Origin of the sequence: Sanguibacter inulinus, assembly GCF_013415325.1 — a bacterium.
GTDB classification, from domain to species: Bacteria; Actinomycetota; Actinomycetes; order Actinomycetales; family Cellulomonadaceae; genus Sanguibacter; species Sanguibacter inulinus.
Window position 1 is genome coordinate 24282 of the sequence record NZ_JACBYE010000008.1, and the last position, 13504, is coordinate 37785.

The following is a 13504-nucleotide window of genomic DNA, read 5'->3' on the forward strand; positions in this document are numbered from 1 at the left end:
GCGTCCACGTCGGCCCGGGGTGCGATCCTGCCCGCACCAGCTGTCGTCAGTGTCCGGCGTCGTGCCAGCTGGACCCCGTGCCGACCGACACGTCGAGGGGGACGCGCAGGTCGGCCGCCGATCCCATCTGCTCGCGGACGAGGGCGGTGAGCTCCTCGAGCTCGCCGTGGCCGACCTCGAGGATGAGCTCGTCGTGGACCTGCAGCAGCAGGCGGGACTTGAGCCCGCGGACCGCGATCTCCTTCTCGACCCCGAGCATCGCGACCTTGATGATGTCGGCTGCGCTGCCCTGGATCGGCGCGTTGAGGGCCATGCGCTCGGCCATCTCCCGGCGCTGACGGTTGTCGCTCGTGAGGTCAGGCAGGTAGCGGCGGCGCCCCATGATCGTGGCCGTGTACCCGTTGGCACGCGCCTCGTCGACAACTCCGGCGAGGTACGTCCGCACACCGCCGAAGCGGGTGAAGTAGTCCTCCATGAGCTTGGACGCCTCTTTGACGTCGATGTTCAGCTGGTTGGACAGACCGAAGGAGGAGAGCCCGTAGGCGAGGCCGTAGGACATCGCCTTGATCTTCGAGCGCATGGCCGGAGTCACTGCTGAGGTCTCGACCTGGAAGACGCGCGAGCCCACGTAGTTGTGCAGGTCTTCGCCGGTCCGGAAGGCCTCGATGAGGCCCTCGTCGCCCGAGAGGTGCGCCATGATGCGCATCTCGATCTGCGAGTAGTCGGCCGTCAGCAGGGTCTCGTACCCGTCACCGACCACGAAGGCGCGACGGATGCGGCGCCCAGCCTCGGTGCGGATCGGGATGTTCTGCAGGTTCGGCTCGGTCGAGCTGAGTCGACCCGTCGCGGCGATGGTCTGCTGGAAGGTCGTGTGGATGCGGCCGTCGTCCGCGACAGACTTGAGCAGTCCTTCGACGGTCTGGCGCAGCCGGGTCGAGTCCCGGTGCTCGAGCAAGAACTTGAGGAAGGGGTGCTCGGTCTTGACGAAGAGGTCGGCCAGCGCCGCCGCGTCGGTCGTGTACCCCGTCTTGATCTTCTTGGTCTTGGGCATCTCGAGCTGCTCGAAGAGCACCTCCTGGAGCTGCTTGGGCGACCCGAGGTTCACCTCGCGCCCGATCACCTCGTAAGCCGCTCCGGCAGCCCCGGCCACAAGCTCACCGAAGTGCTGCTCGAGCTCGCGGAGGTAGTCGACATCCATCGCGATCCCGTGACGCTCCATGTGCACGAGCACAGCCGAGAGCGGCAGCTCGAGGTCGGTCAGCAGGGACTCGGCGCTGCGGTCACCGAGCTCGCCGCGCAGGACCTCGGCGAGATCGGTCAACGCAGCAGCACGGACGGCGAGACGCCCGCCCTCGCTGTCTTCGCCGACGGCGAGGTCGAGCGCACCCTGGTCGCCGTTCGACGTGTCGAGCGGGGTGAGCTCGCGGTGCAGGTGCCGCTCGGCGAGGTCGCCGAGGTCATAGCTGCGCTGGTCCGGGAAGCAGAGGTAGGCGGCGAGCTCGGTGTCGAAGACGACCCCCTCGAGGGAGTAGCCGCGGGAGGCGAGCTCGTGCCAGACGGACTTGCCGCCGTGCACGACCTTGGGCCGGGTCGGGTCGGAGAGCCAGTCGCCGAGTGCACGGTCGTCGTCGTCCGAGAGGTCGGTGAGGTCGAGGGCGACAGCCGAGGCGGGTCCGTCGGCGACTGCCAGCGCCCAGGCGTCTCCGCCTGCGGGGACGGGTCGTCCGGCCACGTCGAGCCCGAGCGGACGCTGGTCGTGCTCGGCGAACCAGGCCTCGAGCAGACCCGGAGCAAGGTCTTCGAGGGTGACGTCGACCGACGGGCCGACGTTCTCGTCGTCGTCTGCCGCGGGGTGCATCGCGAAGAGACGCTCGCGGAGCGTCCGGAACTGGAGCGCGTCGAAGACCGTGCTCATGGCCTCGCGGTCCCACGGCTGGACCTTGAGGTCGTCCGGGCCGAAGGGCAGCTCGACGTCGGTCAGCAGGTGGTTGAGCTGGCGGTTGAGACGCACGACGTCGAGGTGCTCGCGCAGCGACTCCCCTGCCTTGCCCTTGATCTCGTCGGAGCGGTCGAGGATCTGCTCGAGACTCCCGAACTGGTTGATCCACTTCGCGGCCGTCTTCGGGCCGACGCCCGGGACGCCCGGGAGGTTGTCGCTCGTCTCACCGACGAGGGCCGCGAGCTCGGGGTACTGGTGGGGCTCGACGCCGTACTTGGTGCGGACGGCCTCCGGGGTCATCCGGGCGAGCTCGGACACACCCTTGACCGGGTACAGCACGGTGACGTTCTCGTTGACGAACTGGAGGGAGTCGCGGTCGCCCGAGCAGACGAGCACCTCCATGCCGAGAGCGTCGGCCTGCGAGGAGAGGGTCGCGAGGATGTCGTCGGCCTCGAAGTTGTCCTTCTCGAGGTGCGGCACGTGCATCGCCTCGAGGACCTCTTTGATGAGGGGCACCTGCCCCTTGAAGGGCTCGGGCGTCGCGTCGCGGGTGCCCTTGTAGCTGGGCAGCGCCTCGGTGCGGAAGGTGGTCGAGCCAGCGTCGAAGGCGACGGCCACGTGCGTGGGTTCTTCGACGCGCAGCAGCGTCGCGAGCATCGAGATGAACCCGTGGACGGCATTCGTGTGCTGGCCAGAGGTGGTGGAGAACTTGTCCACCGGCAGGGCGAAGAATGCCCTGTAGGCCATCGAGTGGCCATCGATCAGCAGGAGTCTGGGTCGCGAAGTGTCGGTCACACCTGCAAACCTATCTCCCATGACCGACAACGACACCACGCAGGGCGACGCCACGAGCGCCTCCCCCGGCATCGCCGACCTCGTCCGCGGCACGCTCATCGAGAGGATGGGGATCGAGCTGCTGGAGATCGGTGCTCAGCGCACCGTGGGCACCATGCCCGTCGAGGGCAACACCCAGCCCTCAGGTCTGCTGCACGGGGGTGCGAGCGTCGTCCTCGCCGAGACCCTCGGGTCGCTAGCGGCCCAGGCGCACGCGGGCGAGGGGCGCACGGTGGTGGGGATCGAGGTGGGTGCGACGCACCACTCGGCGGCACGGTCCGGGATCGTCACGGGGGTCGCGACGCCGCTCCACCTGGGGCGGACGACAGCGAGCTACGAGATCGTCGTGACCGACGACCGGGGCAGGCGGACCTGCACGGCGCGGCTAACCTGCCTGGTGCTCGTGCCGACGGTCTGAGGACTCGACGAGGTCGTCCGCTGCGGCGGCCTCGTCGGTCGCCGACAGCTCTTCCGGGGCCTTGTCGAGCGACAGGCTCGCCTGGAAGCTGCGCAGGTCGAGCGGACCGCTGTTCGTCTCGATGCGCGCGCGGCGACGCCGGGCGATGAGGTCTTCGATGCTGCGGACCTGGTGGCGGCGGCCGGCGCTCTCGGCGGCGAGCTTGCGCTGCAGCACGGCCGTGGTGACGACACGGTGCGATGCTGCGGGCGCGAAGCCGAGCCTGGCGAGGAAGCGCTGCACACCTCGGGAACCAGGGAGCGGCACGGAGTAGACGTCGAGAGCACCGACCGACGCGGCGAGGTCGCCCGCCGCGGTGAGCAGCGCGTGCCCCACCCCGCGACGGCGGAAGTCCTGCGACACGTAGAGCGCCTCGATGTACACCGATGTGACGTCGCTGAACAGGCTCGGCTCGATGATGCGCACGAGCATGAACCCGACGGGCTGCCCCTCGATCACGGCGACCTTGATACGACCACCCGGCAGACCCGTGAGGGTCGCGAGCTGCCGGGTCAGGCGCTCTTCGTCGTTGACGCAGAGCTGGACACCCGTGCCTGCCTCGTGCCGTGCGGAGACGCTCAGCCTCGCCAGGACCGGAAGGTCCGACGCGACGGCGGGCCGGACATCGACCAGTGCACGCATGGGCAAGGCTCCTCGAGAGGGGGTGGACGCTTCGACCTAGCGTGCCCCTGCTGACCCGTGCGGGTCAACAGCGGGCAGTGTGAGATCAGATCAGTTGTCGCCGACCTGGTCGATGACGGCGTCGGCGACCTCACGCATGGTGAGGCGACGGTCCATCGACGTCTTCTGGATCCAGCGGAAGGACTCAGGCTCGCTCAGGCCCATCTTCGACATGAGCAGACCCTTGGCGCGGTCGACGCGCTTGCGGGTCTCGAAGCGCTCGGCGAGGTCGGCGACCTCAGCCTCGAGGGCGCTGATCTGCGAGTAGCGCGAGATCGCGATCTCGACAGCCGGCAGCAGGTCCGCGGGGCTGAAGGGCTTGACGACATAGGCCATCGCGCCGGCGTCGCGGGCACGCTCGACCAGCTCGGTCTGCGAGAACGCCGTGAGCAGGACGACGGGCGCGACGTGCGCCTTGCCGATGCGCTCGGCTGCCGAGATGCCGTCGAGCTCAGGCATCTTGACGTCCATCACGACGACGTCGGGCTTGAGCTCGAGGGCCAGCCTGACGGCGGTCTCACCGTCGCCAGCCTCGCCGACGACGTCGAAGCCAGCCTCGCGGAGCGTCTCGACGACGTCCATGCGGATGAGGGCCTCGTCCTCGGCGACGACGGCACGGCGCACCTTGCGCGCCGGGGGTGCTGCGGGCTCTTCCTCGGGGGTCTCGACCGGCTCCAGGAGAGGCGGGAGGTCCAGAGGCAGCATGCTCTTCTTCTCTTCGTTGTCCGTCACGGGTTCATCCTAGTCGGTCGGGACCTGGGCGGTGAGCATCTGCGCACGTCGTCTGTGCCACACCTACCGTCCGGTCGGGTTCGGGCCCTGCACCGCTCCCCCGCAGCCCTCCGGGCTGCGCACTCCTCGCGAGGTGCGCGGGAGGACGGGCGCACCCGGCACCAGGTGCCCACCACCGGATGCCCGCACCGACCCTCGTCTGTGGTTTCATAGTCGGGCACTGCCAGCAAGCACCAGGCCCCGGTAGCCCAACCGGCAGAGGCGTTCGGCTCAAACCCGATCCAGTGTGGGTTCGAATCCCACCCGGGGCACCATTTTTCGCAGGTGAGAGGCGGTCTCGTCGCCTCGACAGACCGACTGACATCAGCGAGCTCGACGACAGTCCGCTGACTGTGGTCGTCATCGCCCCCGAGCCGCCAGCGCTCTTCTGAGAATCTTCTGAGATCTGCTCGGCACGATGACGTCATGAGCATCCTCACCGAACGCAGCGCAGGGCAGGTCTCCTCGGACGTCGCGCCATCGGTGCGCCGCCGGACCCGACGCCAGTCACCGCACCGCGGTCACCTCGCCGTCCGCGGGGTGACCGTCGCGGGTGTCCTCGCGGTCCTCGTCTTCTGGTGGGTGGGCACCCCACCCGCCGTCGGCGCGACGCCCGGCGGTGCGCTCACGAGCACCGGAGAGCTCGCCGGGCTGGTCGCCGCCTACCTCGTCTGCCTCCAGCTGCTCCTCGTCGGGCGCGTCCCGTGGTTCGAGCGGGCCGTCGGCATGGATCGGCTCGTCGCCTGGCACCGCTCGCTCGGCACGACCGTCCTGCTGCTCGTGCTCACGCACGTCGCGCTCATGGTCGTCGGCGGCGCGATGCTCGACCAGCAGGCGCTGTGGCCCGAGGTCCTCTCGCTCCTGGCGACCCAGCCGGAGATGCTCAGCGCCCTCGTCGGGACCGCGATCTTCCTCGTGGTCGGCATGTCGAGCGCGCGGCTGGCCCGGCAGCGGCTGAGCTACGAGGTGTGGTTCGTGCTGCACCTGTCGGTCTACGTCGGCATCTACCTCACCTTCGGTCACCAGGTCGCGGCGGGCACGCACTTCGTCGGGTCGCCGGTCGCCCGAGCCGTGTGGACCGCGATGTACGTCGCGACGGCGGCGGCGCTCGTCACCTGGCGTGTCGTCCTGCCGCTGCTCGCGCACCGCAGCATGATGCTCACCGTCGACCAGGTCGTCCCCGAAGGGTCAGGCATGGTGAGCGTCTGGCTCCGTGGCCGGCACGTCGACAGGCTCGCAGCGCGGGGCGGGCAGTTCGTCCTGGTCCGGTTCCTCGCCCGCGGGCACCTGTGGACCGCGCACCCCTACTCCCTCTCGATGGTCCCCACCGACGAGCACCTGCGGATCACCGTCGCCGCGCTCGGCGACCACTCGACGAGCACCGCCGCGATGCGCCCCGGGACGCGGGTGGTCGTCGAAGGGCCCTTCGGGCTCTTCACCGCTGACCAAGCCCTCTCCGACCGGACCCTGCTCGTCGCTGGAGGCGCGGGCATCGGGCCGGTCCGGGCGCTCGCGGAAGACCTCGTCCTCCGAGGGCACGACGTGGTCGTGCTGCACAGGTCGCACACACCCGAGGGGCTCGCCCTGAGCCGAGAGCTCGGCGGTGCGCAGGGTCTGCGGTACGTGCCACTCCCGGGGCGGCGGCGCGAGCTCGGCCACGACCCGCTCTCCCCCGCGGTCCTGCAGCAGATCGTGCCGGACATCGCTCACCGCGACGTGTTCGTCTGCGGCCCCGAGGGTCTCGTCTCGACCGTCGTGCGCTCGGCCCGAGCGCTCGGCGTGCCCCGTGCCTCCATCCACCACGAAGAACTGAGCCTGTCATGACTGCTGCGCGCTGGCGCGGGACCCTCATCTACACAGGCACCCTGGCCACCATCGGCACGCTGGCCGTCACCCGCTTCGGGCCTGTGCTCGGCGCAGACCAGGGGGCGCCCGTGACAGCCGCCACGGTGACCTCGACCTCGCAGGGGGCGACCACCACGCAGGGCGGCTCGACCACCGGGAGCAGCTCCGGCACGACGTCCGGTTCTGCCTCTGCGGCTCCGAGCACGACGGCGACCCCGAGCCCCTCCGACACGACCACGCCTGCGGCGGGGTCGACCACGTCGAGCACGGTGACCGTGGCCGGCGGAGTCTCCCAGACCAGGTACGGGCCGGTCCAGGTCTCTGTCACCTTCTCCGGGACGACGATCGTCGACGTCCAGACGCTCCAGTCCCCGAGCGCAGAGCGTGAGAGCCAGCAGATCGCCCAGCGATCCACGCCGGTGCTCGCCCAGGAGGTGCTCGCGGCGCAATCGGCCAGGATCGACACGGTCTCAGGCGCCACGTACACCTCCGAGGGGTACAGGCAGTCCGTGCAGTCCGCGATCGACCAGGTGGGCTGAGTCGTGCACCGGACCGAGGTGGTCATGGGGATCCCGATGTCGGTCGACGTCCGTGACCTCACCGACGAACGGTCCGCCGCCGAGGCTGTCGACGCCGCCTTCGCCGTCCTGCGGTCCGCCGACGAGCGCTTCAGCCCCTACCGCGAGGACAGCGAGCTGCGGCGGTACGAGCGGGGCGAGACAGCCCCCTCGGCTGACCTGCAGGAGATCCTCCAGGTCGCCCGTGACGCGTCTGCGGCGAGCAGCGGCGCCTTCAGCATCCAGGCACCTGACGGCTCGCTGGACACCAACGGTGTGGTCAAGGGCTGGGCGGCCGAGCGGGCGGCGGGCGTGCTGCGCGAGCACGGGTCGCGGCGCTTCTGCCTCAACGCCGGCGGAGACGTCGTGACCGCAGGGGAACCCGAGCCCGGACGGGCCTGGCGCGCCGGCGTCCGTGACCCCTTCGAGCCGACGAGGATGATGGCGGTCGTCGAGCTGCGGGACGGGGCCGTCGCGACCTCGGGCACCTACGAGCGTGGGGCGCACGTCTGGGACGGTCGGACGGGCGAGACGGGCGCAGCGCTCCTGTCGGCGACAGTCGTCGCCGACGACCTCACGACGGCTGACGTGCTCGCCACCTGTGTCCTCGTGCTCGGCGTCGAGGGCGTCGCCTGGGCCTTCGCGCACGGTGCGCGCGAGGCCTTCGGGGTGCTGCCGGACGGGCGGGTGGTCACCCGTGCGGGCGTGGCGGGCGTCCCGGTGCCGCTCGGGTGACGGTCGCGCCCGATACCTGCGGCACCCGGGTGACGCCCGCGTGGGGAGCCTCCGCCGGGACCGAGGCAGTCTCGCGGTGCGTCGGCTACCTGTCCCGCGGAGCCCGGACGGGGACCCTCAGCGTGATCACGGTCCCGTGCGACCCGTCGGCCCGGGGTCCCGCCTCGACCGACCCACCGTGCTGGGCGGCGACCTCGGCGACGAGGGCGAGGCCCAGCCCGTAGTGCGTCCGCCCGTCCTGCGCGGGCGCAGGACGGTGCGAGGCGAAGCGGCCGAAGAGGTCGGTCTGCGCGTCCGGGACACCCGGGCCGTCGTCCTCGACCCGGAGGACGAGCATGCCGCCGGTCCGCTCGACGTCGACCCGGACCCCGGCGGCTGCGTGGTCCAGGGCGTTGTCGACCAGGGCCGTCGTCGCGCGGCGCACCGACACGGCGGAGACCTCGGCCACGGCTGACGTCACCCCGGTCCGCGCGAGGTCGACCCCGCGGTCGGCCGCGGTCGCGCGGGCCGCGGCGACCACGGCGTCAGCCACCTCGGCGACATCCACTGGAGAGCGGTCGACCGAGCGGGCGTCGGCCGCGACGAGCATGTCCTCGAGGATCGAGGTGAGGGCGCGGGTGTCCTCGAGCAGACCGTCGACGTCGGAGAGCACCGGCGACCCGCTCGGCACAGCGTCCTCGGCGTGCACGTGGCGGCGCAGCAGCTGGGCCCGCGTCGACAGCAGCGTGAGCGGGGTGCGCAGCTCGTGGCTCGCGTCGGCGACGAACCTGCGCTGGAGAGCGAGAGCCTCGACGGTCGGGCGGACGGCACGCCGGCCGAGCCAGGCCCCACCGAGCCCGGCGAGCAGCACACCGGTCCCGCCAGCGACCACGAGCGCTGCCACGAGGCGCTGCAGCTCCTCCTGCGCCTCGTGCGGGTCGAGCACCACCTGGACGGCGCCACCCCGGGAGGGAGCGGTGACCACGCTGTAGGTGCCTCCGGCGGCCTCGACCCGTGAGCGGACCTCGGTCCCGGACCGGGTGACCTCGGCCATGACGTCGAGGTCTGGGAGACCCTCGGGCATCCCGTCCGACACCTCGAGCCCGCGCTGCCCGTCGATCGCGACCCAGGTGCCCGCAGGGGCGTCGCGCACGTCGTCGACCGAGCGGGTGGCGGCCTCGAGACGGTTCTCGCCCGACTCCCGCTGCCCCTGGACGACCACGAGCACGACGACAGCACCGACCACCGCGAGGCAGACGAGCACGAGCAGCGCGGTCTGCAGCCCGAGCGCACGGGAGGTGCGACGCAGCCGGGACTGCTCCGCCGCGGTGAGCGAGGTCGGCCGCCTCACGACGTACCCATCCGGTACCCGAGACCACGGACCGTCGTCACGACGTCGCGGCCCAGCTTGCGGCGCAGGTAGTACACGTAGGTGTCGACGGCGCCCTCGTCCTCGGCATGGTCGAAGACGCTCCGGAGCACGTCGGCCCGGGAGAACACCTGGTGGGGGTGACCGGCGAGCAAGGCCAGGAGAGCGGACTCGCGCTCGGAGAGGTCGACCGTCGTCCCGTCACCGCGCGTGACGCGCCGGGCGCTCGTGTCCAGGCGGTGCGCGCCGAAGCGCAGGGTGGTCGAGCCGGCCGCGGCGCCCGAGGCGCGGCGGCGCAGGGCGCGCAGCCGGGCGGCGAGCTCGTCGAGGTCGAAGGGCTTGGCCATGTAGTCCTCAGCCCCGGCGTCGAGCCCGGCGACCCTGTCGGCCGGGTTCCCGAGCGCAGAGAGCACGAGGGCAGGAGTGCCCACGCCGTGGTCGCGGAGCCGGCCGAGCAGGTCGAGGCCCTCGATGGCGGGCAGGCCGCGGTCGAGGACGAGGACGTCGTAGGAGCGGGTGAGACCGAGGTGCAGCCCTCGCTGACCGTCCCTGGCGGTCTCGACGACGTAGCCCTCGTCGGCGAGCACCTCCTCGAGCATGGTCACGAGCTGCCTGTCGTCCTCGACGAGCAGCAGGCGGACGTCCTGGGCGGTCACGGGTGGGCTCCAGGGCCGTCGAGGACCGGGGTACGACGAGGCCAGCCGTCAGCCGACCACGGACAGGTCACACGATCCCGCTCGTGCCGAGCAGGGTACCGATCGTGTACGTCGCGACGAGCGCGAGCGCCCCGCCGACCACCACTCGCAGCGTGGGGCGCAACGTCGCGCTGCCGCCGATCCGTGCGCTGGTGTACCCGGTGAGGGCGAGCGCGACCAGCACGACCGCGGCAGTCACGGCGACCCGCAGGTGCGCCGGCGCCAACAGCATCGCGAGCAGCGGGAGGATCGCGCCGAGGGTGAAGGCGAGCGCCGAGGCCCCGGCGGCTGCCCACGGGCTGACGACGCTGTCCTCGGTGATCCCCAGCTCGACCTCGAGGTGCGCGGCGAGGGCGTCGTGGGCCGTGAGCTCTTCGGCGACCTGCCGTGCGGTTCCCGGCGTGAGGCCCCGGGCCTCGTAGAGCCCGGTGAGCTCGTCCAGCTCGGCGGCGGGCTGCTCGGACAGCTCGGCGCGCTCCTTCGCGATGAGAGCACGTTGGCTGTCGCTCTGGCTGCTCACCGACACGTACTCGCCGAGCGCCATCGAGATCGCACCTCCGACAAGACCAGCCACGCCTGCGGTGAGCAGCGGCGCAGAGTCCGTGGTGACGCCGGCGACCCCCACGACGAGCGAGGCGACGGACACGATGCCGTCGTTGGCACCGAGCACGCCGGCGCGCAGCCAGTTGAGCCGTCCGGAGAGGTCGCCGGCGTGCGGCTCGTCGGGGTGGGCGCCCGAAGAAGGGCGCGGTGTCGAGGCCATGGGGCTATCAAACACCCCCGCTGGTGGTCTGGGCCGCTCGGACCAGGTGATGCCGACGTCCCTCTCCCCCTGGTGTCATGCTCGAGGCTGCCTCGTGGCCGGACGGGGTGCGACTCGTGAAGCGGCTGGCGCGTCGTGCGACCCGGTGGTGGTGGCCCCGGATGCGGGGCTGACGAGGCGAGAGCGCGGCACGGTGTGCGTCCCGTGCGAAGAACCGCACCTTGGCACCCTCGACGACCACGAGGTACACGACGACCAGCGCGACGAGGACGAGGAAGAACGGCGCCGGGAGCGGCTGGAACCCCAGCACGCCCGAGAGCGGCGAGTACGGCAGCCACACACCGACCCCGACGACGGCGAGCGAGGCCGCGGTCAGGGCTGGCGACGGTCGACTCCGGTAGAAGGGAGTCCGGCGGGTGCGGATGACGAAGATGATGAGCGTCTGCGTCGCGATGGACTCGATGAACCACCCGGACTGGAACTCGCTCTGTCCTGCGTGGAGCACCACGATCATCAGGGTGAACGTCACGGCGTCGAAGAACGAGCTGATCGTGCCGAACAGCAGCATGAAGCGCCGGATGAGTCGATCCAAGAAGAGGACCTTCTTGCCGTCGCTCACAAGCACGATGTGCTGCTCGTGCTCGAACCCCACCCCGGCGACTACGTCCTCGAAGGCACCGCGCTCTTCCTCGTCCACCCCCACCAGCGCGTCGACACCGCACTGAGCGCAGCGCTGCGCGCCACGGTGCGAGTCTCTGATGCCCGCCCCCCCTACCAAGACATCAGCTTCGCCGTGCAGCAGCTCACAGAGATGGCAGTGCGAGCAGTCTCCCCCGGTACCAACGACCCCTACACCGCGATCAACGCCCTCGACGACCTCACCGCGGGCCTGACCCGGCTGGTCAGCCGAGACCTTCCCTCCCCCGACCGCGCCGACCACACCGGCACCCGGCGCGTGCACGCACCCCGCACAGACCCCTGCGACCTCATCACCGAGGTCCTCGACGCCATGCGCTGGTACGCCCCAGCCAACCCCGGTGTCATGCATGCCACCCTCGGCCTCCTCGACCACCTCGCCCCAGCAGCCACCTCTCCGAAGGTCCGCGCTCATCTGATCGCGCACCTGGACCTGCTCCAGGAAGCGTTCATCAGCCACCCTCGTGGACTTGGCGGCGATCTACCTAGGCGTGGGTATGGGTTGTTCTGACCTGGAGACTTTTCGATACCGGCCGGGCGGTAGGGAGCGTTCGCGGTGGAAAGCGCGACTGAAGGCGTAGACGGAGGTGTAGCCGACGTCCGTGGCGATCGCGTCGAGGGTGTCGTCGGTATCGCGGAGCCGGTGTGAGGCGAGTGTCATGCGCCAGCGGGTGAGGTACTCGCCGGGCGTGGTGCCCGCGAACGTCGCGAAGCGTCGCGTGAGAGTCTGTTTCGAGGTCGCGACCTCGCGTGCGAGGGCTTCGGTCGTCCATGCTCGCCCGGGTGATTCGTGGATCCGAGTGACGGCCTGCAAGAGGAGCGGGTCGCGGAGGACGCCCCACCAGGAGGCATCGGTCGGAGGCGTGGTGGAGAGCCAGGTGCGCAAGATCTCGACGAGCAGCACGTCGACGAGCCGGTCAAGGACCAGGTGGGTCGCTAGACCGGGTCGGGCCAGCTCCCTCCCCAGAAGTCGGACGATGTCGTTCAGGTTCGCGTCGAGCTCGTGAGCGCGGAAGTGGATCACCGACGGCAGGAGAGCGAAGACGGGAGTGGATCCAGCAGGGTCGTGTGAGTAGGAAGCCCCGAGGATCTGGGTCTGCACGTCGCCTTCGCCGAGCCTGAGGACGTCACCGAGGCGTCGTGCCTCATCGGCGGCTGCGACGTCGCAGGAATGGATGGTGACGCCGGGAGCGCTCGAGAGCGCGTGGGCCGCGCCGGTGGCGAGAATGACGATGTCACCGGTCATGAGAACCATCGAAGCATCGCCGTCGACGGTGAGATGAGCCATGCCTGCCGTGACCGCGTAGACGACCGCATCCCGGTCGCGGACCCACTCGACGCCCCAGTCCCCGGCGGCGGCTATACGGGCTCCCGCACTGCCCCGGACTCCGGGGACGTCGAGCACCTCAGAGAGGACATCCATGATGAGAGCCTACGCCGATCTCCCAGGACTCCTCATCTGTTGGTCACTACGGATATCTCTTTGGCTCCTCCGGGCATTGGGAGGACCACTCATAGGTCCTAGCGTTATCGGTATCCGGGGCGCACGCACCGTGACGAGCACACATGGAAAGAGAAATGACATGAGCACCACCGAAGACACTGTCCCCGACGGCCTGATGCCCGCCGACGTCCTGGCCTCGACCACGCCGGTGGCGGTGTACGGCTTCGCCCGAGCCAAGGCCGGCCAGGAGCAGGCGCTCGAGGACGCGATCCGGGAGATCATCCCGACTGTTCGCGCCGAAGAGGGCTATGAGCAGTACTGGGTGCACACCACCAAGGAGCAGCCCGGGGCGTTCGCCTTCTACGAGCGCTGGTCATCGGGCGCCGACATCGCGCGCCACGTCCAGCAGCCTCACATGCAGGACTATTTCGGCAAGCTCGCCGACCTCGTCGAGGGCGACCTCGAAGCCGACTGGCTCTGGCCTCTCAGCGACTGACCCTCCGGGTCCGCGACCACTCGTCGCCGGCGCGAGCCCATGAGCAGACGAGGGCTCGCGCCCGCCGCCCGAGAGCGGGCGATCACCGACGGCTCGCCGAGGGGGTCCGGGCTGCAGACGGCCTCGTCGTCGACACCGACCACGGCACCCCGGCCGCGGCGCACGACCAAGAGCACCCGGTCGGTCCCCGGATCGCGGTAGTGGGCGATCTTCGCGTCGAGCACGCCGAGCGCTAGGGTCCTG

General features: G+C 70.6%; 14 protein-coding genes and 1 tRNA gene. 7 read left to right on the forward strand and 8 right to left on the reverse strand.

What is annotated here, in order from left to right:
* Window positions 1-46: 46 nt before the first annotated feature.
* Complete coding sequence (polA, locus tag HZZ10_RS05065) at window positions 47-2755, reverse strand: DNA polymerase I (RefSeq protein ID WP_179912678.1); 2709 nt, start codon at window positions 2753-2755, stop codon at window positions 47-49.
* Between polA and HZZ10_RS05070 the strand changes: the two genes are divergently transcribed.
* Window positions 2754-3191 (forward strand): hotdog fold thioesterase, encoded by a 438-nt coding sequence (locus HZZ10_RS05070; RefSeq protein WP_179912679.1) that lies wholly within the window; start codon window positions 2754-2756, stop codon window positions 3189-3191. The two genes, polA and HZZ10_RS05070, sit on opposite strands and share 2 nt — an antisense overlap.
* Here HZZ10_RS05070 and HZZ10_RS05075 read toward each other — a convergent pair.
* Together HZZ10_RS05075 and HZZ10_RS05080 are read right to left on the reverse strand one after the other, a co-directional pair.
* Window positions 3159-3872 (reverse strand): GNAT family N-acetyltransferase, encoded by a 714-nt coding sequence (locus HZZ10_RS05075; protein ID WP_179912680.1) that lies wholly within the window; start codon window positions 3870-3872, stop codon window positions 3159-3161. The two genes, HZZ10_RS05070 and HZZ10_RS05075, sit on opposite strands and share 33 nt — an antisense overlap.
* 90 nt (window positions 3873-3962) lie before the next feature.
* A complete protein-coding gene (locus HZZ10_RS05080; protein ID WP_042439004.1) occupies window positions 3963-4616 on the reverse strand; it encodes an ANTAR domain-containing response regulator in 654 nt (217 codons plus the stop codon).
* Window positions 4617-4880: 264 nt separating this feature from the next.
* On the opposite strand from HZZ10_RS05080, the gene HZZ10_RS05085 reads away from it, so the two are divergent.
* The 4 genes from HZZ10_RS05085 to HZZ10_RS05100 all read left to right on the forward strand — a co-directional run bounded on the left by HZZ10_RS05085 (window position 4881) and on the right by HZZ10_RS05100 (window position 7819).
* A tRNA-Leu gene (locus HZZ10_RS05085) sits at window positions 4881-4957 on the forward strand.
* Window positions 4958-5108: 151 nt separating this feature from the next.
* Window positions 5109-6506 carry a ferredoxin reductase family protein gene (locus HZZ10_RS05090; protein WP_179912681.1) on the forward strand — a complete coding sequence of 466 codons (1398 nt, stop codon included), beginning with the start codon at window positions 5109-5111 and terminating at the stop codon, window positions 6504-6506.
* Entirely contained in the window at window positions 6503-7066 is a 564-nt protein-coding gene (locus tag HZZ10_RS05095; RefSeq protein ID WP_056133394.1) for an FMN-binding protein, read from the forward strand. The genes HZZ10_RS05090 and HZZ10_RS05095 overlap by 4 nt, the downstream gene beginning before the upstream one ends.
* A gap of 3 nt (window positions 7067-7069) precedes the next feature.
* Window positions 7070-7819 (forward strand): FAD:protein FMN transferase, encoded by a 750-nt coding sequence (locus tag HZZ10_RS05100; protein ID WP_308507495.1) that lies wholly within the window; start codon window positions 7070-7072, stop codon window positions 7817-7819.
* An 85-nt stretch (window positions 7820-7904) separates the two neighbouring features.
* Here the strand turns inward: HZZ10_RS05100 and HZZ10_RS05105 are convergent, their stop codons facing one another.
* The 4 genes from HZZ10_RS05105 to HZZ10_RS19385 form a co-directional block, all read right to left on the reverse strand.
* Window positions 7905-9149, reverse strand: a complete 1245-nt coding sequence (locus tag HZZ10_RS05105; RefSeq protein WP_179912682.1) for a sensor histidine kinase — start codon at window positions 9147-9149, stop codon at window positions 7905-7907.
* The gene (locus HZZ10_RS05110) at window positions 9146-9823 is read right to left on the reverse strand and encodes a response regulator transcription factor (RefSeq protein WP_308507496.1); all 678 of its coding nucleotides are present in this window, start codon (window positions 9821-9823) and stop codon (window positions 9146-9148) included. The genes HZZ10_RS05105 and HZZ10_RS05110 overlap by 4 nt, the downstream gene beginning before the upstream one ends.
* A 67-nt stretch (window positions 9824-9890) precedes the next feature.
* A complete protein-coding gene (locus HZZ10_RS05115) occupies window positions 9891-10625 on the reverse strand; it encodes a VIT1/CCC1 transporter family protein (RefSeq protein WP_179912683.1) in 735 nt (244 codons plus the stop codon).
* A gap of 7 nt (window positions 10626-10632) precedes the next feature.
* Window positions 10633-11250 (reverse strand): cation transporting ATPase C-terminal domain-containing protein, encoded by a 618-nt coding sequence (locus HZZ10_RS19385; protein ID WP_308507497.1) that lies wholly within the window; start codon window positions 11248-11250, stop codon window positions 10633-10635.
* Between the two features lie 12 nt (window positions 11251-11262).
* On the opposite strand from HZZ10_RS19385, the gene HZZ10_RS19390 reads away from it, so the two are divergent.
* A complete protein-coding gene (locus tag HZZ10_RS19390) occupies window positions 11263-11832 on the forward strand; it encodes a DUF2254 family protein (protein ID WP_308507498.1) in 570 nt (189 codons plus the stop codon).
* Here HZZ10_RS19390 and HZZ10_RS05125 read toward each other — a convergent pair.
* Window positions 11803-12744 (reverse strand): AraC family transcriptional regulator, encoded by a 942-nt coding sequence (locus HZZ10_RS05125; protein WP_179912685.1) that lies wholly within the window; start codon window positions 12742-12744, stop codon window positions 11803-11805. The two genes, HZZ10_RS19390 and HZZ10_RS05125, sit on opposite strands and share 30 nt — an antisense overlap.
* 160 nt (window positions 12745-12904) lie before the next feature.
* On the opposite strand from HZZ10_RS05125, the gene HZZ10_RS05130 reads away from it, so the two are divergent.
* Window positions 12905-13261 carry a putative quinol monooxygenase gene (locus HZZ10_RS05130; RefSeq protein ID WP_228087099.1) on the forward strand — a complete coding sequence of 119 codons (357 nt, stop codon included), beginning with the start codon at window positions 12905-12907 and terminating at the stop codon, window positions 13259-13261.
* Window positions 13262-13504: the final 243 nt, after the last annotated feature.

Bases quoted from the DNA above. Each gene is read 5' to 3' on its own strand.
- HZZ10_RS05070 (WP_179912679.1), top strand. From the start codon at position 2,754: ATGACCGACAACGACACCACGCAGGGCGACGCCACGAGCGCCTCCCCC.
- polA (WP_179912678.1), bottom strand. From the start codon at position 2,755: ATGGGAGATAGGTTTGCAGGTGTGACCGACACTTCGCGACCCAGACTC.
- HZZ10_RS05075 (WP_179912680.1), bottom strand. From the start codon at position 3,872: ATGCGTGCACTGGTCGATGTCCGGCCCGCCGTCGCGTCGGACCTTCCG.
- HZZ10_RS05080 (WP_042439004.1), bottom strand. From the start codon at position 4,616: ATGCTGCCTCTGGACCTCCCGCCTCTCCTGGAGCCGGTCGAGACCCCC.
- HZZ10_RS05090 (WP_179912681.1), top strand. From the start codon at position 5,109: ATGAGCATCCTCACCGAACGCAGCGCAGGGCAGGTCTCCTCGGACGTC.
- HZZ10_RS05095 (WP_056133394.1), top strand. From the start codon at position 6,503: ATGACTGCTGCGCGCTGGCGCGGGACCCTCATCTACACAGGCACCCTG.
- HZZ10_RS05115 (WP_179912683.1), bottom strand. From the start codon at position 10,625: ATGGCCTCGACACCGCGCCCTTCTTCGGGCGCCCACCCCGACGAGCCG.
- HZZ10_RS05125 (WP_179912685.1), bottom strand. From the start codon at position 12,744: ATGGATGTCCTCTCTGAGGTGCTCGACGTCCCCGGAGTCCGGGGCAGT.
- HZZ10_RS05130 (WP_228087099.1), top strand. From the start codon at position 12,905: ATGAGCACCACCGAAGACACTGTCCCCGACGGCCTGATGCCCGCCGAC.